At 50.0% G+C, this 20,568-nt stretch carries 23 protein-coding genes; 14 read left to right on the forward strand and 9 right to left on the reverse strand.

What is annotated here, in order from left to right:
• Nucleotides 1-60 precede the first annotated feature (60 nt).
• A complete protein-coding gene (atpC, locus tag ACN4EK_RS20225) occupies nt 61-471 on the forward strand; it encodes an ATP synthase F1 subunit epsilon (RefSeq protein ID WP_431660000.1) in 411 nt (136 codons plus the stop codon).
• Nucleotides 472-543: 72 nt separating this feature from the next.
• Here the strand turns inward: atpC and ACN4EK_RS20230 are convergent, their stop codons facing one another.
• Nucleotides 544-1,461, reverse strand: a complete 918-nt coding sequence (locus ACN4EK_RS20230; RefSeq protein ID WP_431660001.1) for a histone deacetylase family protein — start codon at nt 1,459-1,461, stop codon at nt 544-546.
• A gap of 113 nt (nt 1,462-1,574) precedes the next feature.
• Between ACN4EK_RS20230 and ACN4EK_RS20235 the strand changes: the two genes are divergently transcribed.
• Entirely contained in the window at nt 1,575-2,084 is a 510-nt protein-coding gene (locus ACN4EK_RS20235) for a hypothetical protein (protein ID WP_431660002.1), read from the forward strand.
• A gap of 251 nt (nt 2,085-2,335) precedes the next feature.
• Nucleotides 2,336-3,097: a carbonic anhydrase gene (locus tag ACN4EK_RS20240; protein ID WP_431660003.1), complete on the forward strand. Its 762-nt coding sequence runs from the start codon at nt 2,336-2,338 to the stop codon at nt 3,095-3,097.
• 20 nt (nt 3,098-3,117) lie between these two features.
• Here the strand turns inward: ACN4EK_RS20240 and ACN4EK_RS20245 are convergent, their stop codons facing one another.
• Nucleotides 3,118-3,615, reverse strand: coding sequence for an MEKHLA domain-containing protein (locus ACN4EK_RS20245; RefSeq protein ID WP_431660004.1), 498 nt, complete (start codon nt 3,613-3,615; stop codon nt 3,118-3,120).
• Nucleotides 3,616-3,680: 65 nt separating this feature from the next.
• On the opposite strand from ACN4EK_RS20245, the gene ACN4EK_RS20250 reads away from it, so the two are divergent.
• The 6 genes from ACN4EK_RS20250 (at nt 3,681) to ACN4EK_RS20275 (ending at nt 10,082) form a co-directional block, all read left to right on the forward strand.
• Entirely contained in the window at nt 3,681-4,577 is an 897-nt protein-coding gene (locus tag ACN4EK_RS20250; RefSeq protein WP_431660005.1) for an alpha/beta fold hydrolase, read from the forward strand.
• Nucleotides 4,578-4,594: 17 nt separating this feature from the next.
• Complete coding sequence (locus ACN4EK_RS20255) at nt 4,595-5,038, forward strand: QcrA and Rieske domain-containing protein (protein WP_431660006.1); 444 nt, start codon at nt 4,595-4,597, stop codon at nt 5,036-5,038.
• Nucleotides 5,039-5,255: 217 nt separating this feature from the next.
• Nucleotides 5,256-6,665 carry an adenylate/guanylate cyclase domain-containing protein gene (locus ACN4EK_RS20260; RefSeq protein ID WP_431660007.1) on the forward strand — a complete coding sequence of 470 codons (1,410 nt, stop codon included), beginning with the start codon at nt 5,256-5,258 and terminating at the stop codon, nt 6,663-6,665.
• Between the two features lie 81 nt (nt 6,666-6,746).
• Nucleotides 6,747-8,207: a hypothetical protein gene (locus ACN4EK_RS20265; protein ID WP_431660008.1), complete on the forward strand. Its 1,461-nt coding sequence runs from the start codon at nt 6,747-6,749 to the stop codon at nt 8,205-8,207.
• Between the two features lie 695 nt (nt 8,208-8,902).
• Complete coding sequence (locus ACN4EK_RS20270; protein WP_431660009.1) at nt 8,903-9,133, forward strand: DUF2811 domain-containing protein; 231 nt, start codon at nt 8,903-8,905, stop codon at nt 9,131-9,133.
• A 151-nt stretch (nt 9,134-9,284) separates the two neighbouring features.
• Nucleotides 9,285-10,082, forward strand: a complete 798-nt coding sequence (locus tag ACN4EK_RS20275; RefSeq protein ID WP_431660010.1) for a RecB family exonuclease — start codon at nt 9,285-9,287, stop codon at nt 10,080-10,082.
• A gap of 4 nt (nt 10,083-10,086) precedes the next feature.
• On the opposite strand, the gene ACN4EK_RS20280 is transcribed toward ACN4EK_RS20275, so the two are convergent.
• The 3 genes from ACN4EK_RS20280 to ACN4EK_RS20290 all read right to left on the reverse strand — a co-directional run bounded on the left by ACN4EK_RS20280 (nt 10,087) and on the right by ACN4EK_RS20290 (nt 13,154).
• Nucleotides 10,087-10,683, reverse strand: a complete 597-nt coding sequence (locus tag ACN4EK_RS20280) for a gamma-glutamylcyclotransferase (protein WP_431660011.1) — start codon at nt 10,681-10,683, stop codon at nt 10,087-10,089.
• 262 nt (nt 10,684-10,945) lie between these two features.
• Nucleotides 10,946-12,673, reverse strand: coding sequence for a succinate dehydrogenase/fumarate reductase flavoprotein subunit (locus ACN4EK_RS20285; protein ID WP_431660012.1), 1,728 nt, complete (start codon nt 12,671-12,673; stop codon nt 10,946-10,948).
• A 169-nt stretch (nt 12,674-12,842) separates the two neighbouring features.
• Nucleotides 12,843-13,154 carry a hypothetical protein gene (locus ACN4EK_RS20290; RefSeq protein ID WP_431660013.1) on the reverse strand — a complete coding sequence of 104 codons (312 nt, stop codon included), beginning with the start codon at nt 13,152-13,154 and terminating at the stop codon, nt 12,843-12,845.
• Between the two features lie 407 nt (nt 13,155-13,561).
• Between ACN4EK_RS20290 and ACN4EK_RS20295 the strand changes: the two genes are divergently transcribed.
• Nucleotides 13,562-14,374 (forward strand): PIN domain-containing protein, encoded by an 813-nt coding sequence (locus ACN4EK_RS20295; RefSeq protein WP_431660014.1) that lies wholly within the window; start codon nt 13,562-13,564, stop codon nt 14,372-14,374.
• 134 nt (nt 14,375-14,508) lie between these two features.
• Nucleotides 14,509-15,420: a hypothetical protein gene (locus ACN4EK_RS20300; protein WP_431660015.1), complete on the forward strand. Its 912-nt coding sequence runs from the start codon at nt 14,509-14,511 to the stop codon at nt 15,418-15,420.
• Here the strand turns inward: ACN4EK_RS20300 and ACN4EK_RS20305 are convergent.
• Both ACN4EK_RS20305 and coaBC read right to left on the reverse strand, forming a co-directional pair.
• Nucleotides 15,417-15,848, reverse strand: coding sequence for a hypothetical protein (locus ACN4EK_RS20305; RefSeq protein WP_431660016.1), 432 nt, complete (start codon nt 15,846-15,848; stop codon nt 15,417-15,419). The two genes, ACN4EK_RS20300 and ACN4EK_RS20305, sit on opposite strands and share 4 nt — an antisense overlap.
• A gap of 17 nt (nt 15,849-15,865) precedes the next feature.
• Nucleotides 15,866-17,080 carry a bifunctional phosphopantothenoylcysteine decarboxylase/phosphopantothenate--cysteine ligase CoaBC gene (gene coaBC / locus ACN4EK_RS20310; protein ID WP_431660017.1) on the reverse strand — a complete coding sequence of 405 codons (1,215 nt, stop codon included), beginning with the start codon at nt 17,078-17,080 and terminating at the stop codon, nt 15,866-15,868.
• Between the two features lie 216 nt (nt 17,081-17,296).
• Here coaBC and ACN4EK_RS20315 point away from each other — a divergent pair, with 216 nt between their 5' ends.
• The 3 genes from ACN4EK_RS20315 to ACN4EK_RS20325 all read left to right on the forward strand — a co-directional run bounded on the left by ACN4EK_RS20315 (nt 17,297) and on the right by ACN4EK_RS20325 (nt 19,395).
• Nucleotides 17,297-18,145: a M48 family metallopeptidase gene (locus ACN4EK_RS20315; protein ID WP_431660018.1), complete on the forward strand. Its 849-nt coding sequence runs from the start codon at nt 17,297-17,299 to the stop codon at nt 18,143-18,145.
• Between the two features lie 40 nt (nt 18,146-18,185).
• The gene (locus tag ACN4EK_RS20320) at nt 18,186-18,545 is read left to right on the forward strand and encodes a hypothetical protein (RefSeq protein WP_431660019.1); all 360 of its coding nucleotides are present in this window, start codon (nt 18,186-18,188) and stop codon (nt 18,543-18,545) included.
• A gap of 88 nt (nt 18,546-18,633) precedes the next feature.
• The gene (locus tag ACN4EK_RS20325) at nt 18,634-19,395 is read left to right on the forward strand and encodes a rhomboid family intramembrane serine protease (RefSeq protein WP_431660020.1); all 762 of its coding nucleotides are present in this window, start codon (nt 18,634-18,636) and stop codon (nt 19,393-19,395) included.
• Between the two features lie 6 nt (nt 19,396-19,401).
• Here the strand turns inward: ACN4EK_RS20325 and ACN4EK_RS20330 are convergent, their stop codons facing one another.
• Both ACN4EK_RS20330 and ACN4EK_RS20335 read right to left on the reverse strand, forming a co-directional pair.
• Entirely contained in the window at nt 19,402-19,995 is a 594-nt protein-coding gene (locus ACN4EK_RS20330; RefSeq protein ID WP_431660021.1) for a hypothetical protein, read from the reverse strand.
• Nucleotides 19,996-20,034: 39 nt separating this feature from the next.
• On the reverse strand, nt 20,035-20,409 hold the full coding sequence (locus ACN4EK_RS20335) for a hypothetical protein (protein WP_431660022.1): 375 nt from the start codon (nt 20,407-20,409) through the stop codon (nt 20,035-20,037).
• Between the last annotated feature and the right edge of the window lie 159 nt (nt 20,410-20,568).

Consider the following 20,568-nt stretch of genomic DNA (forward strand, 5'->3'; position numbering starts at 1 on the left):
GTCCCTAGCGTTCCTTACCAGCCTCTGATCCTACATTCCTAATATTTCTACATAAGACTTATGGCTCTAACCGTTCGTGTGATTGCACCAGACAAAACGGTCTGGGACTCCGAGGCTGAAGAAGTCATCCTACCCAGTACCACTGGACAACTAGGTGTGCTCAGTGGTCACGCTCCGTTGCTCACGGCATTGGAGATTGGAGTCATGCGAGTCCGCTCCGACAAAACCTGGACACCGATTGCCTTAATGGGCGGATTTGCAGAAGTGGAAACGAATGAAGTCACCATTCTGGTCAATGCGGCAGAACGTGGCGACAAGATCGATCGCGAAGAAGCACGTGTTAGCTATCAAGAGGCAGAAGCCCGCTATACCAAAGCCCAGCAAAGTGGCGATCGGCAGGAGCAGATCCAGGCAACCCAAGCCTACCGTCGAGCCCGGGCACGCTTTCAGGCAGCGGGTGGCATGATCTAACCACCTTACTTGGTCTGATTCCCAAGCAATTGAATGTTAGACAGGGCAGCTTAATTAGTCTGCCCTATTTTATTAGAGCCGATAGTGGTAATACACTTCGGTCGCCGCCCGATGTAATAGCGAATGCCGATAGACCAATGCCGTTAGATCATCGGCATACCCACCCCCAATCACACAGGCGACGGGATAGCTTTGAGCTAAACAGGTCGTCAACACTTGCATCTCGCGCCGAAATAAGCCTGTATTGGTCAACGCGAGTTTACCCAAGCGATCGCCCACATGGGGGTCAACTCCGGCATCATACAATACTAAATCTGGCTGCACCTGAGTCAATAAATCCGGTAGGTAGTCTGCCAGGGTTTGCAGATATTCGTCATCCTCCATCCCTACGGGTAACGACACATCTAAATCGCTCTGTTGTTTCGTGCCCGGAAAGTTGACCTCACAGTGCATGGAAAAGGTAAACACGGCGGGATCATCTCGGAAGATCAACGCCGTCCCGTCGCCCTGATGCACATCTAAATCAACGATCAGCACTTTTTGTACCATTCCCAGGTGGCAGAGTAACCGCGCCGCGATCGCCAAATCATTAAAGATACAAAATCCCGATCCATAACTGGGAAAGGCATGATGGGTACCTCCGGCTGTATTACAGGCGAGTCCACATTGCAATGCCAGTTTTGCCGCCAGAATCGTTCCCCCCACTGCCACACAGGTGCGGTTGACTAAGGCAGGACTCCAGGGCAACCCAATCCGTCGTTGCGCCTTCGCATCTAATGTGCCTTGATAATAGGCCTGCACATAGTCTGGAGTATGCACCAGTTCGATCCAGTCTTGGGGCGGTGCTTCGGGCGCATGAAATTGACTCGGTTCAGCCACCCGATCGCGGAGCAACAATTCATACAGTTGACGAAATTTAGGCATGGGAAAGCGATGGCCCTCCGGCAGGGGAGCCACGTAATCGGGATGATAAATCAACGGTAGTTCCATGCAGTTCGACAATCCAGAAATGCCAACAGCCCTCTAGTATCTTCGGGCGATCGCTGTCCTTTGACACAAATCTGGCAGTGTTAGAGTTGGGGTAAACAACCAGAGGAGGGTTTATGTCCGCCATGACAACCATTTGGCAATTTGGCAGCAGTGCTCCTGATAATACCGACAATTTAGCGACAATTCGCCAGTGGTGGGCAGGGTTAAATGGTCAGCGGATTAACTGGCGACAACGTGTGCTTCCCGGAACAGTCGCCGCCAATACGCTCAACTGGGATCCTCAACGGTTTGATGAAACCTTTGTCGTCACCGATCCAGAATTGCGCGGCATTACCCTGTACTGGAAAAAGCCCGATTCGATGCAAGAGAAAAGTACTACCCCCGATCGCCTGGAACTGGATCATGTACGGCAACAGCTTTATATCTTCCCGCGATCGCAGAAGGAATTGGTGATCCGGATTGAACGCCCAGATTTGGTGTATCAAACGGTCATGGTACAGGCTAACCAAAGTGAGTATGCCACCGCTACCCAGACGTTAACGGTACGGGATGATTTACAACGGCTGGAGGTCAAGGTGAAATTGAGTCCAGAGTTAGTCCAGCAATTGAAACAGCAGCTTTAGGGAGATAGGGAGATGGGGAGATGTTAGTTGGAGGGGTGGTTTTCGCCAGTTCCTAAGGGATGGGGATTAAATCAGTTCGAGTTTTGGTGGAAGCAGGTTTTGTCAGCAAACGGATAGGGTCAATCAATGGCTTGGATAGAGGTTTTCCAATAGATACTTAAGTATTCTTAAGTCGGTAACAGACTTAAAAAAACTGAAGTAAGCTCTTTTTGCAGTAGTCAAAGGCTGAACTAGAGCCGAGGGAGCGTGTCATGGAGTTGCCGCCAAAGCTTGGAAGTCCTTCTAGAAGACGGTTGTTACAACTGGGAATAGGAGCGATCGGAGCAGGTTCACTCACGGGTTGGCTAGGAACAGGGGCATTCGCTAGAACGCCAGACTCCCAAGCCAGTCCATCGTCACCTGATTTAATGGCGGCTGAACCAGGATCTTCTCACAGTACCCTTACCCCGGATCAAGCCTTGCAAGAATTGATGACTGGCAATCAACGGTTTGCCACGAATAAACGCACCAATCCCCACCAAACCTTAGTTCGAGTGGAACAGGTTGCATCGGGACAGGCTCCATTTGCGGCTATTCTCGGCTGTGCCGATTCACGGGTCGTTTCGGAGATTGCCTTTGATCAAGGCATTGGCGATTTATTTGTGGTGCGAGTTGCCGGAAATATTGCGATCACAGAAGCGATCGCGAGCCTGGAGTATGCCGCCGGTGTTTTGGGCTCGCCTTTAATTATGGTTTTAGGTCACCGACGTTGTGGTGCCGTTGATGCTGCCGTTAAAGGGGGTGAATACCCTGGCATGATCGATAGTTTTATCTATGCGATCAATGCGGCTGTTGAGAGTTCTGCTGGAAAATCCGGCGATCGCCTTGATAATGCCATTCAGGAGAATATCAAGCTTCAGGTTAGACGGATCAAACTGTCTCCCGTAGTCGCTGATTTAATCAATAAAGGTAAGTTAAAGGTAGTCGGCGGATACTATGACCTGAATACGGGTGTGGTCAGCCTGGTGAGCTAAATGTCATCAGCGCAGAGGGCTTACTCAATAAATTTCCACCGATCGAAGGTAGCGGCTTGACCACAGCGATCGGTGGTTTCGTCTAAGACATCCCAAACAATCACATTACTAATACGAAAGCGCCGTCCAGTGCTGGAAATCCGAATGCCTTCATAGTTACTGATATAGCCTTTGGCTCTAGCTTCAGCTAATAGTTGGGCACGTCCCGCTTCTTTACCGGCTTCAATCGTCCGGCGTGAAGGAGTTTGGGTAAATTGCTCCCAAGTCAATTCCCAAAGTTGTAAAGCAGTGTGATTACCATAATTGAAAATGGGATCGGCTTCTGTGCCATGCGAAACCAGAACAAACGGAGCGGAGAATAACGCCTCAGCGATCGCAATGGGTGAACTACTTATGTCTAATAAAGGGCGACCTGTCCAATGCTGAAAGCTGTGTAACAACCGTTGGCTATGCTGGATCACGACTGGATCTTGCCAGGGAAATTGAGTTGAAGAGTCAGGTCGATCGCTTACAGACATGAGGAGAACTAGAAGATAACGCTATCATGAGGACATTTAAGATTCTTCATTGAGTATTGTGAACCGTGACTGCACAACAACTGAAGACCACAACTGTCCTTGAAAAGTTTACCTGGGTTTGGCGCGATTATCGGATCCAGTACACGGTCATGGGAACCGGACAACCGTTATTACTGGTACATGGCTTTGGAGCCTCGATTGGGCATTGGCGCAAAAATATTCCAGTCCTGGCAGAGGCGGGGTATCAGGTTTATGCGATCGATTTACTTGGCTTTGGTAGTTCCGATAAGCCCAGCATTGATTACACCGTTGAACTTTGGCAAGAGTTACTACGAGACTTCTGGCAAGCTCATATTCAGCGCCCCACGGTGTTTGTCGGCAACTCGATCGGGGGATTATTGTGCTTAATGGTACTGGCGGATCACCCGGAAATGGCAGCCGGAGGCATTTTGCTCAATTCTGCTGGTGGGCTGAATCACCGTCCCGATGAACTAAATTTACCCCTACGCCTGATCATGGGCACCTTCACCAATTTGGTGCGATCGCCGTTAGGGGTATTTATGTTTAACCAGATCCGGCAAAAGCCCCGAATTCGCCGCACATTATTTCAGGTTTACCGCGATCACACTGCGGTTACAGAAGAACTGGTGGATCTCCTCTATGCTCCATCCTGCGATGCGGGTGCCGCCAAAGTATTTGCCTCTGTCCTAACGGCTCCTCCGGGACCAACCCCAACCGAACTATTGCCGCGAGTGACTGCACCACTCTTAGTCATTTGGGGCGAGGCAGATCCCTGGACACCGATCGCTGGAGCCAAGATTTATCAGGAGTTAGCTCAAACCGATTCCGTAAAATTTGTTGGCATTCCCCATACCGGACATTGTCCCCATGATGAAAATCCCACGGCTGTGAATGACATTATCCTGACCTGGCTGGCAGAATTGGGTAAGGAAAATTTATAGGCTGAAGAGGAAACTCTATGCAACGACGCGATTTTTTGAAATGGGTCGGGATTGGTGGTTTAGCCAGCTATTTGCCAGTAGCGATCGTTGCCTGTTCCCAAACCAATGAATCATCACCAAGCTCCAACTTACCCGCCGCTACTCCTGGGGCGGACGGCTTTGCCCCCGTGGGTGACATTGCAACGCTCGACGAAGCTGGAGTCCTGGCAGTCCAAGTGGCTGGCAAACCCGTACTGGTGGTACGAGATCCGATTAAGCAAACGGCTGTTTTGGGAGTCAATCCCACTTGCACCCATAAAGGCTGTGTGGTGAGCTGGAATGGCAGTAGTAAGAAGTTTGTCTGCCCCTGCCACAACGCTGAATTTAGTTCCGATGGGCAAGTGTTAGCGGGTCCGGCATCACAACCATTACCCACCTATCAAACCAAAATAGACAGTAATCAAGTATTCGTCAAAGTTTAACCTGGTAGCGGGTTCTGTCCATCATGCCCTGGCTTGTTGCTAGGCGTTCGGCTCAACCTGCCCTTGCCGAGGCATGAAATCCATTCTGTTGCTCATCCTTAGACCAATCACGATCGCGGATAAACAAACAGTCAGATTCAGTTTTGGAGCTACTGATAGCTCAGTTCTTAGGGTGTAGCCGAACCAATCATGCACATGACCTATTACAACATTGACGATGGTTCAGCAACTCCAAGCCTCCCTTGAGCTATTTAAAGCGAAGCTGTCTCGCTACATTGCGGCATGGGTATTCGCCAGCATTGTCGGGATTGAACTGGTGATTTTAGTCCCGTCTTACTATCGTCAGAAACAAGAGCAACTGAGCAGATTAGAACGCATCTCCTATGAAGTGTTCTCCCCCACTTTGGTACGAGCCACCCAATCCGGTCAAACTCCCGCCGGATTGCTGCGAACGATTAATCAAAACTTGAAGTCCGGTTCAGTCATTTTAGGCGGCACACTCTATACCCGCGATGGCAAACTGCTGGAAAGTTTTGGTGAACGACCTGAACTGACTTACAAAAGTTGTTGTGGGAATGGCATGGTGCAGGCACGGCAGTATCAAGGCGATCGCTACGATGTCGTTTGGTCACCTAGCGTCTTGAATCAGCAGTATGTTTTAGTCGTGCGGCATGATGCCACCTCTGTTCAACAAGAACTGAACGGGTTTATTCAACGTATTGCTGCCCTGATTCTAATCATTGCGGTATTTGTCACCTTAGCAACAATGCTAACCCTGGGCTTTACTGTGATTAATCCGATTCTGCAATTACGGGATGATTTGTTGGCAGCCGGGGAAGCCATTAGCAACGATCTGTCTGATCCTAAATTTGCGGCAATGACTGTACAGCGCCAGGATGAACTGGGGGAAGTGCTCACGGCGTTTCATGATCTGTTCCACCGAGTGCGGCAAGAGATTTGCGATCGCCGACAAGCCGAAGCCAACTTACGAACAGAGCAGGCAAAAGCCGATCGCTTGCTGCTCAATATTTTGCCCGCTGAGATCGCCGAAAAGCTAAAGCGAGATCAAAGTGCGATCGCCGATCGGTTTGAGGAAGTCACGATTTTATTTGCCGATATTGTTAACTTTACCGAGCTATCCACCCAAATTTCCCCGGTTGAATTAGTCAGTTGCCTGAACGAAATTTTTTCTGCCTTTGATCAACTAGCCGAACACCATAACTTAGAAAAAATCAAAACCATTGGTGATGCCTATATGGTGGTCGGTGGTTTACCCACTCCTCGCCCCGATCATGTGGAAGCGATCGGGCAAATGGCATTAGATATGCAACGGGAAATTACGCGATTTCAGACTCGTCTAGGCACCCGCTTTCAACTACGGATTGGCATTCATACCGGAACAGTGGTTGCCGGTGTGATTGGTCTAAAAAAATTCAGCTATGACCTTTGGGGGGATGCCGTCAACCTCGCCAGTCGGATGGAGTCGCATGGGATTATTGGGGAAATTCAAGTGTCAGAAGCCACCCACGATCGCCTCCAACATCAATTTTTATTAGAAAAACGGGGACTGATTGCCGTGAAAGGTCGGGGGGAAGTGATGACTTATCTTCTCAAAGCTCAGAAATAGAGTAAAAGGGAGAAACATATTGTCTAAAGCTAGAAAAATTAGCTTGAGGGCATCTACTATGCTGCATCACTGATTAACGGTATGACCACCCTACAACAGATCATTCAAGCGCCACTCACCCGCTCTTTTGGACAACTGAAAGCTGATAAACAACTCGTTAGCGAAATCCAAAGGAAACTAGCAAATTTAGGGTTATATCCGGGAGGACAGTGGATTGATGGGTTGTGGGGACCTTATTTTGAAGCGGGATTAGCCGAGTTTTGTAGTGCCTTTTCTTTAGATCATGTGACTCGCCAAACGCTTGATCCCACCCTGGCACAAAAGCTACTGGATACGGTGCAACTCCCCTATGTTTTTGAGGCTGCCAAAGATTACCAGCATGTGTTGAATAAATTAGCGGCGATTCAGACAGATACCCCCGCGATCGATGACCATGTGGCGTTTCTAGACCGCACCATTAAAAACTCACCGTTTGCTTCCCAAATCAATCACTATCCTGTGCGGTTGAGCCAACGACCCGACGGGAAAACGGTATCGTCCTATGGCAATTCCTTTCTGCCGATTAACGCCAAACAAGCCGTTACCTTTACAGCTTATCCAGCTAAAGGAGTGCTGCCCCCGATTGATCCCCAAGGGTTAGATTTTCTCGATCGCAATATTGAATCGGCTTGTCTCTGTATCGGCAGTTTTGTCCCTGGTGAATCCGTGATTAGAACCCATTGGTTAGGAAGATCAGCCACGAAACCGCTTCAGTTTCTCAGTGCCACTAAATTTATTCCGATTCTGAATGTGATCTGTCAGGTAAATGCACTATCTCCCCAATGCGATGTGGATAACTGCATGATCGGTACCGATAGCCAGGGTAAACGTTATCGATTTCATGAAATGACCACGGATGTGGTTAGTTATGATGCCCGGATTGCCTCCTCGAATTCGCTGTCTGCCATGTTTAAACGATTTACCCAACGGCAGGAACTCGAAGATTGGCTCAAGGCAATTACCAATACCCCTGAAATCGAATTCAAAGGCTACTACGGCGAAGCTCCCTTCCTGGCTAATCCCGAATTATTTGACACTACGGTAGCCACGACGGAACCGTTATTAACCGCCGCGCCCGAGGTAGGGACTGGCAATAACTATGTTTCTGCCTACGACCTGGTGCGATTAATGTCCATGTTGGGCTGGCATCACCATTTGGCTACCGATCGTCGCCTCCCGGCTGCCCAGTGGCGGAGCCTAGAAAGTTTGGTGCGATCGTTGGGCTGGGACACTGCCCGCTACCTGGATGTCGCCCTAGAAACCCTGGGACTGGTGAACGTAGCAACTGAACCAGTGCTGATCTCCAAAATGGGCTTAGGCAATAGTGCCCTGACCTATGTTGCCCTAGCACAATTGATCGATCGCCGTCAAAACACGGCTAAATGGCGCACCCTGACAATGGCACTCTGGGCACCCAATGGCACCGATGCAGAGCGTGACACCACCATGGCAGGGGCTGTTACCGAAATTATCCGCCGAATTTTTGCAGAAGAGTTGGCTTAGGTCAAGTTTAGTCACAAAGACCAAAATTTTACATTTCTTATTATTTAGCCAACTTTTCCCCACGCTTTCCACAACCTTTCCACAAGCACGTCCACTGTTTTCCACAACCTCTCCACACGTTTTCCACAGGTTATGGAAAGTTTTCCACAGGCGACACGATAACATCGGACTTTGCCGCCTCGATCGTCCGTGGCAATATTCTCCGCCTGACTCGTCTAACCACCCGCCTTTATGTGAAGTTCTGCAACAAAAAATTACCTCAAACCCCGATTCTTTCGTAAACCTTTTTTTGATCTAAACGCGATCGCAATATTTCTCAACATTGACAACTAGCCGTATTGCACCGCACAATGAAGCGACTTAAGTAAAGAGCGTACTGACCTGAGTGGACAGCGTTCTGGAATCTGAGGTAAGCCCACTAAATCAGATGAACTGCGAGAACGGCATTTCAATCTTCCTGCCTCCAGTCCATGCTTTGAATCAGCTTGCTCTCAGTCCCAGAAGGTTGAGTAAGGACACTCACCAGGTCGGTTAGCGCAATTTTGGGTTGTTTAATGGCTGGTCAACTATTGAGAAACGGCGGTATGAATACCAGAAAATGGGTCGGAACCTTAATAGCTGAGCAGCAGATCTCTCACGGCTTGTAACGAATTCATTCGTTTGAACCATTCACCAACCTTGGAGCAAAGCACTGTATGAACTCTACCGTTAGCCTGTTAGTCGAAATTCCTGAAGTGCTACATGAATCGATCAAAAACTATTTAGAATTGCGTCCCGATTGGGATCAAGACCGCGTTTTTGCGGCAGCGTTATCACTATTCCTATTACAGAATCAAATGGAATCTGCCCCGGAAAAACTCTTCCACCGTCAGGCATCTCGGATTTATTTAGATGCCCTATTCAGACGACCGATCGGTCAAAATTAAGTCAGTTCACGGGATAAATTTTGCCCTCCTAGCCCCCAATTCTGGAGGATTAGATGCTTCAAAGTTGGCAAGGTTAGGAGGTGGAAAAGCTCAAGCTAATGACTAATTTTTGGTTGCCCGTTGTTTAAATCATGTAGTTGGTTGAAGTAACATGGCTTATCAGATTTCAGCAACAAAACTACAGACCTATAAGCGCTGTCCCTATGCCTATTACCTACGCTATGAACATCGCTTAACCCCAAGTAGCTTCTTTGGTGCAGCCACACTGGGAACGGCTTTACATCAGGCATTAGCCCAATTCCATCGAGATTGGCACTATCAAAATGCGTTACCCGATTTGCCATGGTTACATCATTGTTGGAACCAACATTCCTCGGGACTAAGTGCCAATCAAGTCATGGAAGGAATCGCCATTTTAGAAAATTACTACCATCGCTTTATTGCCAATGCGGTTGCCTTAACCCAACCCCTGGCTGTAGAAGGCAAAATTCAAGGTTATTTACAAGTAGAAAATTTAGAATTCTCCTTGGTCGGACGCTACGATCGCATTGATTTTCTACCGGATGGTTTGGAGTTAATTGATTACAAATCCAGCCGTGACGTTAAACTACCTGATTCCAGCGAAATCAACCTGCAAATTGGACTATATTATCTAGCGCTAAAACAAACCTATCAACAAAGTTTGAAATATCTCAGCTTACTGTTCCTGCGATCGGGCGAAAAAATTCGCTTTGAAGCGACCGAAGATCACAAAGGACAGGTTGAAGCCATGATTAGCAATTTGGCGGTGCGATTACGGCAGGATCGCGGCTGGGATCCCCAACCCGGTAAGCAGTGCGATCGCTGTAGCTATGCCCGTTACTGTGCCGCCGTCACCCATGATCCGGCTCCCATCCCCGAACCCAGAGCGACATCCCAACTACAATTAGCCTTGAATCTAGCCAGTTAAGGCGTTAGGCAGATTGCTGAATTGCTGCCTGTTGTTGCTGTAACCGATGCATGTGACTGAATAACTGCCAGCAGTATTGTTCCGGTAAGCCACAGGTGACGGCTCCCCGTAGCACTACATTAAAGTACCAATCATTCGGAGCCAGTTCTTCCGGTAGCTTATTCACCACTACATACGTCCGCACATCGGCATAACGCTGCTTCCCACACAAAACCTCGATCGTTTCGTGCCGATACCCGCCCCGGGGCACTTCTTCCCGTTCGTCCAATAAGGCGCTTAACCGCCAGGGCAGTTGGTATAACACCCCTTCGACCTGCGAATGGGGGTCAGGCACCACATCCAACACGCCACAATTCCGCAGTTGAGATCGGCGATAGAAGCCCAGGCGATAACCGGGCAACGTCGCTGCCCCAATCACAAACGGATACATACTTTCGCCCAGTGTCCGCTTCAGATCAACCGGACACATACAGGAACCATAGGCAAAATAGTAAAACGCTGGTTCTGACGGTTGGGACGATCGCGCACCAGGCAACGGCGGCACAGAATGAAGAATATTAACAGTCGATCGGGCTTGGGGATGACGAGAGGGAATACTCATAACCAGTAGGCAACGAGAGTCAAGAACGGCTATTTCAAAACTAGCATATCCCGGTAGGATAACCGTAGTTTAATCAAACCTTTACAATGCCGCCTCCGCATAAGTTCGGAGAACGTTAGCAAGGCATGATTTTCCTAGTTTGCCGAATCTTATGTGACGCTGCTGACAGTTTGGCAACACTTTAGCGAAGAATTGCCAGACTGCCACCCTAGACGATCGCCACTCTTTGATCATTTAGGGTGTTCAGCCTGCCATTATGCATTTAGTATTTGCGCTCTTGGGGTTGGAACCGCGTAATTGCCACTGGTAAGTAATTAATATCAATTCCGGCGGGAGAATAGTATGCCAGGGTATGTTTGAGGAAATTGGCATCATCCCGATCGGGGTAATCTTCTCTGGCATGGGAACCCCGACTTTCCCGGCGGTTTAATGCCGAAGTCAGAATCATTTCACCCACAATCATTAAACTCCGCAGTTCCAGAGCTTCAATAATTTCGGTATTCCAGCACTTACCTTTATCATCCAGCCGCAGATGACTATACTGCTTCTGGATCTGCTTGAGTCGGGCAATCCCCTGCCGCATAATCTCATCAGAACGGAACACCCCACAATAGTCGGTCATACAATCCTGATAGGCTTGCCGAATCTGATCAATCCGATATTCCCCCGTTTGATTCAACAGCGCCTCAATCTGGTCAGTAGCCTCCCGCAGATACCTGGCTCCATCCACATCTGGTAATTTGCGTTTTTGCACATACTCCGCGATCGCTGCCCCGGTTCGCTGACCATAGACCACACATTCCAGCAGCGAATTACTGCCCAAGCGATTTGCCCCATGCACTGAGACACAGGCAGACTCCCCAGCCGCAAAAAATCCTTCCACTAACTCCGTCGGACTGCGGCGCACCTGTCCATTCGTATTCACCGGAATGCCACCCATTGAGTAGTGAACCGTTGGTCGCACTGGCATCGGTTCATGCACCGCATCAATCCCCACCAGGCGATGGGCTTCTTCCCAACAAAACGGCACTCGGCTCATGATCTTGTCATGTCCCATGTGACGCAGATCCAGGTAAACAAACGGTCCCCCGGCACTGCCATCGGGATGAATCCCACGTCCAGCGCGAATCTCGCGGGTAATCGCTCGGGAGGTAATATCGCGAGGTGCTAATTCCATCCGGCTGGGGGCATAGTCTGCCATAAACCGCTGCCCTTCACTATTAATCAGATACGCCCCTTCCCCTCGCACTGCCTCAGAGATTAGCACTCCGACCGGATACAAGCCTGTGGGATGGAACTGGACAAATTCCATATCTTCTAAGGGCAGACCGGCGATCGCGGTCATCGCCAACCCATCGCCCGTACAGGCATAGTCATTCGAGGTCGTGTTGTAAACCCGCCCATAGCCCCCCGTCGCAAACATGACGGCTTTCGCCCGCACAACGACTAATTCACCATCCAGAATGTGATACATCACCACACCCTTCGCCTGCCCATCCTCCAGAATCAGGCGAAGAACGTACCACTCGTCATAGATCGTTACGCCCTGAGCCATCAGGTTACAGATCAATTCATGCAGAATCGCATGTCCAGTTTTATCGGCAGCATAGCAGGTGCGATCGTGGGAATGTCCGCCAAAGGCTCGTTGCGCAATCCGACCATCGGGGAGCCGGGAGAACAGAACGCCCATGTGTTCCAGATCAATCACCACTCCAGGAGCGGCTTGCGTCAGGATCTCTACCGCATCCTGATCGGCTAAATAATCCGAGCCTTTTACCGTATCGAAGGCATGGGCTTCCCAACTATCATTTGGATCGACGTTTTGCAATACCGCCGCGATTCCACCCTGGGCAGCCACCGAGTGCGATCGAATCGGATGGGTTTTCGCCACTAAACCAACACTCAACGTCGGATCAAGTCGGGCAATTTCCAGAGCCGCCCGGGAACCCGCCAAGCCACCACCAACAATCATTACGTCATGTTCAATCATAGGATTTGCCAGGAGAAAAAATAATTTTGCTCAAACTAAAAGTTCCCTACCGTGTGACAGGGAACTTGGGAAAAATAGCAGTCAGAACGGGCACAGTGCCGATTGAGCGATCGCCCCTGTCGTTGATCCAACGGTGTCAGATATCAGGACAGTTCACTCCATCCAAACCTTAGCTGGCAGCTTCAGCCGGTCGTTGACTGCTAGTAGCGGAGGACACTGGCTTGGGTTGCGTCGCCGTATCGATCGGCGATACTTCAATATGATTGAGCAACGTCGTGACAAAGGCAAATAGCAGGAACGGCAATGTCAATACTAAAATAATTCCCACCGTTGCCAGAGCATACACTGGACGACTTGCTCCCATCAGCGCCAGTGCTGCCGACAAACTGACGAAAATTACAATTAACCACACAATAATTTGTCCGTAGATGTCACCAAAGGACAGCGTACAAACTATCCGGTACTTCGATGCATTGCTCATGACGTGCCTCTAACAACTTGGAGTACGACGTGCTGTAAATGTATAAGGTAAAGCGTTAATTGCATGGTGTACTATTTCTAAACCTTTTTGAAATGTTTGTTACCCAGCTTTACAGTTGTCGTCCTTGCTCCCGATCGTAACGTATTCGTTGAGTTCAGCCAGACTCCAAAAGCCGCAATTTTTTTGCTGATCAATCCAATATGAGGCAGAATGCTACCCTAGCAGTAGGTGGCTCAAGTATGGCAAATTTCAGACTATCGATATTCATCGCCAGGTTGCAAAACCTCTAAGCTCAGTAATAGCTAGAATTTTGCCCGTCTCCGTCGATGATCTCAGTGTGCTGTTGCGTCTACTTAGAATAATTTTGTAGTCACATTCAACTGTAGTATCGGGGCTTGACGACATCTATGTCTCTGTTACCTCCCCTGTTAATCGTCTTAGACATCAGCGCGTTGCTAGCTGGCAGAACGCGGGATTGGCAAGAGTTCTCCCGCACCGGAGAATGCTATGTGCCAAGAGCCGTGTTAGATGAAATGGCAGTGCTCAAAGATCACGCCCCAGAACCAGAAATCGAGAGTATCGCTAGGGAATTTGACCGATTTTATCCTCAGAGCGGTTGGAAAGAGGCTACGGCGATCGCGGATCATGAGTCGCTTAAACCGGCGGCAGGTCATACGTTGAGCAAAAAGGCGCGGCTGTCTACCACAGTGCTTCAGCATGTCTATGGGCTGGCAGAACGGCGCTCCGATGCTCTGGTGGTATTGGTTGCCAATGACCAACCCTTGCTGAAACGCTTGCCAGCCTTAGATATGCCGAATCTCTGCGGACTGCCCTTGCCTGCCCTGATCAATTGGAGCCGCACCCAGCGTCGCCCTCCTGTCGTGACGCATCACATGCAGGACATGAAGAAATCACCGGCTCAAGTCGCCAGCAATGTCGCGGCTCGACCAACCTCAACGTCTGGCCCGAAAGCGATCGCCAAACCTTCGGCTGGAGTTCAACCCTTACCCAATCGTCCAACCTCCGTCACACCGGAACAATGGGATGCCCGTCGTCCTAAACGGCAATTCCCAATTAAACCCTTAGTCAGCAACCTGGTGAGTTTGCTCGTGTTAGCGTTCATCGCTGGAGGGATCTGGCGGTTTGCCCATCCCAGCAGTTTTGCCCAGGTCTGGAACCAACTACCGTTTGTAGAGCAACCAACGAAAAAAGCGAAATAATGTGGAACTTGATCCGGCGATCGTGGTGTCTAGGAATACAGTTCAGTCCCAAGCTGGCAGCATGGCTTCAGAGTATTGGCTCCCTGCTCCTTGCCAAGCCAGACTGGCAAAAATTTTGTTTGCCCAAACCTATTATGACTATCTTGTCTACCCATCACCCGTCCGCGTCAATGTCTCCCTCCCCCAGTTCTCCTGGTTTGCGTCACTATTTGACCACCACCTTCCTGCTGACCAGTCTCCTATCCGTGGGGTTGATTGCCGGTTGCAATGCCGCTACTGCGCCTGATGTTGTAGTGCCAACCACCACCGTTCCCAGCAACGAAATCAGCCAAAATCAGCCTGCTCAACTCCCACCTGCGATCGCCAACGCCCTCCGTCAGGACATCAACAAACGTACTCAGATTCCAGTTGGTAACATCCAGGTGAGTGAAGCAACTCCCAAAACCTGGGCAAATGGCTGTTTGGAACTGGCAACACCCGATGAAATGTGCAGTATGGCAATGGTCAATGGTTGGCGGGTTGTCCTGACGGAGGGTAGCCAGCGTTGGGTCTATCGTACCGATGACGCAGGACGCAACTTCCGCTTAGAAACAGCCACCAATACCCAAACCACTGTGCCGCAACCAGGACAGATTCAGTCCAGCCGGATTCCCACCAACGAGATGCCAGCCAATTTACAAAAAGGCGTGATCTTGCGATCGATCGCCAGTGGTGGCTTTATTGGTCGCACAGTGCAAACCACCTTAATGAGTGATGGGCGGCTAATTCAGGAAACCCTTAGCCCCACGGGGAACAGCAGTAATTCCCAGGTGCGGCAGCTATCGCGACAACAGGTTTATCAACTCCAGCAACGGCTCGACCAATACCGGATCAAACGGTACGATCGCCAGAGTTTCCCTGCCACGCCGGGGTCAGCCGATTACATTACCGTCACGCTGTCTGGTCGCTTTGGCACCGTCCGCTATGCCGACAGCATTCAAGATCAATTACCACCTACCCTGCAACAAGTGATCGACACCTGGAATCAACTGACTCGCAGCATTTAGGGTGACTTGCCGGATTTTGTCGTGGGATCAAGCTGTTTTTGTAGGGGGCGAATTTTGCTGGCACGTCCCGCGATCGTGGCGGTCGTTTTATCGAGTTGCACGTAGATTTTGCCGGAGAAAAATTGGCTTAAGCCCGATCGTTGATACACAGTAAAACCATTCAATTCGGAGAACTCCTGATAGCCCCAATCGTTAAGGGTTTTCAGGAGTTGTTTCTGAAATGCACCCTTGTTTTTTACTGGCAAAGATATGGTTTGACTGCTATTAAAGCGGGCACCCAAAAATCCGGCGGCTAACCCACAAAACATGCCAACTTGAAACGGATTCGCGACTTGTAAGGTTTCGCCCCCTTGCAGCACTACGAACACCACAATAAAGGTTGTCACCACGAAATAATACAGAAAGGTGGGCATATATCCCGGTCCCATCTAAACACACCTCCCAGCTAAATTTTCTGGACAAAATCAAATAACTCATGTGCCATTCGTAGCTTACTGCACGGTTGGTTAATCATCAGCCGATTACCGTGGTAGTCAATAAATACCGCTTGATTTAGATCGCTGCCAAACCCACTATTCGGCTGATCAATTGGATTCGCCGCGATCGCATCCAGTTGTTTGCGCTGAAGTTTCGCGATCGCCGGAGCGACAATATCACCCGTTTGGGCCGCAAACCCAATCACCCGTTGATGGGGTTGTTTCAGCGATACCAGTTCCGCCACAATATCCGGCACAGGCTCTAATGGAAGCTGCTCGGGTAATTCAGCTTTGGGTACTTTCTCGGCACTGTACTGCGCTGGTCTGACATCCGCCACCGCCGCCGCCATCACCGTGATATCCGCCTGGGAAAACTGCGATCGTAATGCCTGCCGCATCTCCTCTGCACTCAGCACCGGGATCCGCTGCACTCCCGCTAGCGAGGTCAAATCCCGGTGATCGATCGCGCCATGCACTAACGTTACTTCCGCCCCCCGATGGACGGCTGCCTGCGCCAAAGCCACCCCCATTTTGCCCGTTGAGGGATTGCCAATAAACCGCACCGGATCAAGATGTTCGCGGGTACTACTGGCACTAATCAAAATCCGCTTGCCAACGAGATCACGCTGTCCCTTTGTTTGTAATAGCGAGTAGATATAAGGCAGGATATCTTCCGGTTCCGCCATCCGTCCCGTCCCCACCCGATCGCACGCCAAAATCCCAGAGCCAGGAGCGATCGCATGATAACGGGGATCCATTTGTACCTGTTGCCAGTTGCGTTGCACCGTTGCCTGTTCCCACATATCCGTATTCATGGCGGGAGCTAACAGAATCGGGCAGGTGGATGCCAGTACCGTATTGGTTAACAGGTTATCTGCCATGCCATAGGTCAGTTTTGCCAGGGTGTTAGCGGTCAGGGGTGCAATCAGCATCACTTCTGCCCATTCCCCTAATTCAATATGTAACGGGCGAGCATGGGTAGACTGCCAAAAGTCCCGATCGGTATAGGCAGGATGGCGGCAGAGCGTGGATACCGTCAACGGGGTAATAAATTCCTGGGCAGCATCGGTGAGAATTGCCCGCACATGGGCATCAGCTTTTGCCAGGGTCGAAATCATGGCACAGACTTTGTAAGCCGCAATGCCACCACTAATGCCAATTAAAATCCTTGTACCTTGAACCATCTTGTTCGGCTGCGATCGAGAACATCCTCTATCCTGACGCAGGATGGAACAAATCCAGCGATCGGAGTGTCATGAGCATTCAGTACCTGGCAATCGTTGCAATTGCCAAAGGGATAACTCCCATCATTGCCTGGGCACTCTAAGGGCTATAGGGCTACCGCAATTATTTCAGTTAAATAAATTACCCGTAACTATCCCTTTCTTCTGATGGAACCTATGGTGAAGCTATTCTCTTCGTTCTCTCGGCGATCGCGGCGGTGGATTCATCCCCTCCTGTCCGTCACAATGGCAGTGCTGGTGATTGTGGGTCAACCCATCGTCGCCCAAGCCTTACCCTGGGGAGATTTAATTCTACGCGGGATTCAGGTGATCCAGCTTTCTTCCATGTCCGATCGGCAGGAAGTAGAGATTGGTAAACAGATCAATCAGGAATTAATTGGCAAAGGCAGAGTCAGGCTATATCGTGATTCGAGAGTTACTCAGTATGTTGACAGCATTGGACAACGGTTAGCCGTTCAGAGCCGTCGTCCTAATCTGCCCTATACCTTTCAAGTAGTGGATGACTCTGGAGTTAATGCCTTTGCCACGATGGGTGGATTCATTTATGTCAATACTGGGTTGATCAAATTAGCTGAGAACGAAGCGGAACTGGCAAGTGTGCTCGGACATGAGATTGCCCATGTTGCCGCCAAACACTCATTAAGACAAGCTCGGGAAATGGCGATCGCCAGTGGTGTCGCCGGAGCCGCAGGCGTTAACCGTAATATTCTGGTCAACATTGGGGTAGAACTGGCTTTGCGACGACCCCATAGCCGTCAGGCAGAGTATGAAGCCGATCAACTGGGGTTAGAAAATCTGCGACAGGCAGGGTATGCGCCCTCCGCAATGGTGTCATTTATGCGGAAGCTGATGGGGACATCCCCAATCCCCACGTTTCTGAGCACTCACCCCGCTACCAGCGATCGAGTGACTCGTCTACAACAAGCGATCGGTCCGAATCAATTAGATGCCGGAGATGGCTTAGACACCGTGAGTTATCGTGAACGGATACGACCGCTGAGCTAGAATCGCTTAGGATCAAAGCATCCTTTGCTGAGTTGGTGCTATGAGCGATCGTGATCCCTTTGAGAATCAGGACATTCAACATCTGAAATTATTCCTGTATCTGATTCCGGTACTGGGATTTCTGCCTGCCCTATGGACGTTGTACCATCGACGCGGCACTCAGCAGCAACTCGATTTGAGCCGTCTGGTCGTCACACTCACCTTAAGTTGGTTACTGACTTACGTGTTATTAGGATTTGGGGCGCAAACATCAGAATCCCTAGCCGTTCCGTTATTGCTGACCAGTAGCCTGCTGACCTCGGGCTACTTTTTAGTTGATTTCTGGTTGATTGTGCGGTTGTGGCAGCGAAAGCCCATCCGGTTGCCTGGAGTGAGTAGATTGGGCGATCGCCTACCATAAGCAAATCTCTCTCCAGATGGCAGACAGGCGATCGAGAATTACGTTAATTTTCTCTTGTTAAGCCCGATCGCCAACAAGGAAAGATCCAGTGGTTCCTATTAGTGATAACAATCCAACTCGGACAACCCCATTTATTACCTATACATTGATCATTGCCAATGTCTTGATCTTTGCTTATGAACTGAGTCTGCCGCCCCAAGCCCTGGATCAATTCTTGCAAACCTGGGCAATTGTCCCGCGAGAATTAACCAGTAGTTTTGGTAGCCAACCCTTAGGACAACTCGCCTACCAACCTGTCCCAGAATGGATCACCCTATTTACCTCCCAATTTCTCCACGGCGGCTTTCTGCATGTGGCTGGAAATATGTTGTTTCTGTGGATTTTTGGCAACAACGTTGAGGATAAATTAGGACACATTAAATTTTTACTCTTCTACCTGCTCTGTGGAGCCCTAGCGGGTTTAGCTCAATGGTTTTTCTCCTCCGGCTCAAGTGTGCCCTCTCTGGGAGCCAGTGGCGCGATCGCAGGAGTAATGGGAGCTTATATCCTTCGCTTTCCCAAAGCCCAGGTATTAACGCTGCTGCCGCTTGGGATTGTGCTAGTGCCTCTGCGGATTTCGGCAATTTATTTCCTGGGTATTTGGTTCCTGCAACAAGCTCTCTACGGCATATTTAGCCTCAAAGCTCCGATGAATATCGGCATGGAAAATGGTGGTATTGCCTACTGGGCGCACGCTGGCGGCTTTGTCTTCGGAGCCATCCTCGGACCGTTGTTAGGCTTATTTGCCGATACTCAAGGCACTGATTCGGTCACGGTTAGCGATCGGGAACCCGCCGATCTGAGACGGTAAATAGCTCTAGCGACTGCGGAGTTCAGCTTCTAATTTGGGTAAGTCTTCCCGCAAAAACACCGTCAGTCGTCCCATATAGGCATAACCATCAGGGCGACGGGTGATCTCTGTCCAATAGGCAAAGCGATCGCCTTCCCGTAGCTCTCCCTGAAGTTGTGCCAGTAAGGGAGTACCTCGGTTGGTTGCCTGCTGTCGCGTCGAGAGCGTTGGATAGGCGTAAACGACGGTCGCTTGAGCATAATCCTGATAAATACTGGCACCATAAATTGCCCGTAATGACTCTTCTAAGCGGGGGATGGTTAGCCCATTGAGCATGTCAAACATGGTCAACTCTTCCGTCCGAATTACCGCTCGACCACCTGAACCCGGTGCTGCCCGACCTGCCTGCAACGGGAGCGCTTGAAAGGTAAACCGTTGGGCGGGAGTTGCCGTTTTGCGTACCAGCAACTTTTCGCCTCTAGCCGGTTGCAAAGTGGGATTAGATTGAATCCAGGCGGTCGCTTCATCGATCGATTGACCGGGAATGGCGCGAACCGTACCTGGGAAGAACGCCAGTCCTAATCCCAAGCCGATCGCTGCCCAATGCTGAACCTTCATCATCACCACGCTCCTGCTGTCCATTCACAAGCCATCTTGCCACTAGTCTAAAGAATTGGAACCAGAACGTTGCAATGGTTCACTCAAACTCGTTTGCGCCGCTACCGCCTGAAGGGTAGATAGCGGAATTTGGGCAAAATACTGGCGACGAAATTGTTCTTCTTGAATTGCACTAAAGAACTGCTCTATGGCAGCGATAAAGCGAGCATCCGTCGGAGAGGTATCTGTAGTTTGCCAGGTAATTTTGAAGCTATTGTTAACGGCTGCAATCTGAAAGCCCAGGTACTTCAATGTTCTAAAGCCCAGCTGTAGGGTACGATCGCCAATTTCTAATTTATCTACCAATTGCAGGCGAGTAGCCGATTTGCCGGTACGACTGAGGTACTTAGCAATGCCCACCAGTTGTTGCCAAACCATTGCCGCCGAGGGGAAGGTTGGGGGGGGATAGGCGATCGCTAAGGGACGTTGTTCTTGCTGCGATCGGCGGAACCAGACCTGTAGATCATTCCAGCTACTGGGGCAACGGTTGATTAAGAGGGGAGCAGGGGAGACAGAGGCTGTCTCTTATACACATCT

Origin of the sequence: Pantanalinema rosaneae CENA516 (genome assembly GCF_050753385.1) — a bacterium.
Classification (GTDB): domain Bacteria; phylum Cyanobacteriota; class Cyanobacteriia; order Leptolyngbyales; family Leptolyngbyaceae; genus Pantanalinema; species Pantanalinema rosaneae.

Excerpts from the sequence above, each read along its gene's own strand:
- atpC (WP_431660000.1), top strand. The coding sequence starts at position 61 with ATGGCTCTAACCGTTCGTGTGATTGCACCAGACAAAACGGTCTGGGAC.
- ACN4EK_RS20320 (WP_431660019.1), top strand. The coding sequence starts at position 18,186 with ATGAGCGATCGTGATCCCTTTGAGAATCAGGACATTCAACATCTGAAA.
- ACN4EK_RS20275 (WP_431660010.1), top strand. The coding sequence starts at position 9,285 with ATGGCTTATCAGATTTCAGCAACAAAACTACAGACCTATAAGCGCTGT.
- ACN4EK_RS20290 (WP_431660013.1), bottom strand. The coding sequence starts at position 13,154 with ATGAGCAATGCATCGAAGTACCGGATAGTTTGTACGCTGTCCTTTGGT.
- ACN4EK_RS20270 (WP_431660009.1), top strand. The coding sequence starts at position 8,903 with ATGAACTCTACCGTTAGCCTGTTAGTCGAAATTCCTGAAGTGCTACAT.
- ACN4EK_RS20255 (WP_431660006.1), top strand. The coding sequence starts at position 4,595 with ATGCAACGACGCGATTTTTTGAAATGGGTCGGGATTGGTGGTTTAGCC.
- ACN4EK_RS20280 (WP_431660011.1), bottom strand. The coding sequence starts at position 10,683 with ATGAGTATTCCCTCTCGTCATCCCCAAGCCCGATCGACTGTTAATATT.
- ACN4EK_RS20300 (WP_431660015.1), top strand. The coding sequence starts at position 14,509 with ATGACTATCTTGTCTACCCATCACCCGTCCGCGTCAATGTCTCCCTCC.
- ACN4EK_RS20295 (WP_431660014.1), top strand. The coding sequence starts at position 13,562 with ATGTCTCTGTTACCTCCCCTGTTAATCGTCTTAGACATCAGCGCGTTG.
- ACN4EK_RS20285 (WP_431660012.1), bottom strand. The coding sequence starts at position 12,673 with ATGATTGAACATGACGTAATGATTGTTGGTGGTGGCTTGGCGGGTTCC.
- coaBC (WP_431660017.1), bottom strand. The coding sequence starts at position 17,080 with ATGGTTCAAGGTACAAGGATTTTAATTGGCATTAGTGGTGGCATTGCG.
- ACN4EK_RS20230 (WP_431660001.1), bottom strand. The coding sequence starts at position 1,461 with ATGGAACTACCGTTGATTTATCATCCCGATTACGTGGCTCCCCTGCCG.
- ACN4EK_RS20315 (WP_431660018.1), top strand. The coding sequence starts at position 17,297 with ATGGTGAAGCTATTCTCTTCGTTCTCTCGGCGATCGCGGCGGTGGATT.
- ACN4EK_RS20245 (WP_431660004.1), bottom strand. The coding sequence starts at position 3,615 with ATGTCTGTAAGCGATCGACCTGACTCTTCAACTCAATTTCCCTGGCAA.
- ACN4EK_RS20335 (WP_431660022.1), bottom strand. The coding sequence starts at position 20,409 with ATGGTTTGGCAACAACTGGTGGGCATTGCTAAGTACCTCAGTCGTACC.
- ACN4EK_RS20265 (WP_431660008.1), top strand. The coding sequence starts at position 6,747 with ATGACCACCCTACAACAGATCATTCAAGCGCCACTCACCCGCTCTTTT.
- ACN4EK_RS20235 (WP_431660002.1), top strand. The coding sequence starts at position 1,575 with ATGTCCGCCATGACAACCATTTGGCAATTTGGCAGCAGTGCTCCTGAT.
- ACN4EK_RS20240 (WP_431660003.1), top strand. The coding sequence starts at position 2,336 with ATGGAGTTGCCGCCAAAGCTTGGAAGTCCTTCTAGAAGACGGTTGTTA.
- ACN4EK_RS20330 (WP_431660021.1), bottom strand. The coding sequence starts at position 19,995 with ATGATGAAGGTTCAGCATTGGGCAGCGATCGGCTTGGGATTAGGACTG.
- ACN4EK_RS20305 (WP_431660016.1), bottom strand. The coding sequence starts at position 15,848 with ATGGGACCGGGATATATGCCCACCTTTCTGTATTATTTCGTGGTGACA.
- ACN4EK_RS20260 (WP_431660007.1), top strand. The coding sequence starts at position 5,256 with ATGGTTCAGCAACTCCAAGCCTCCCTTGAGCTATTTAAAGCGAAGCTG.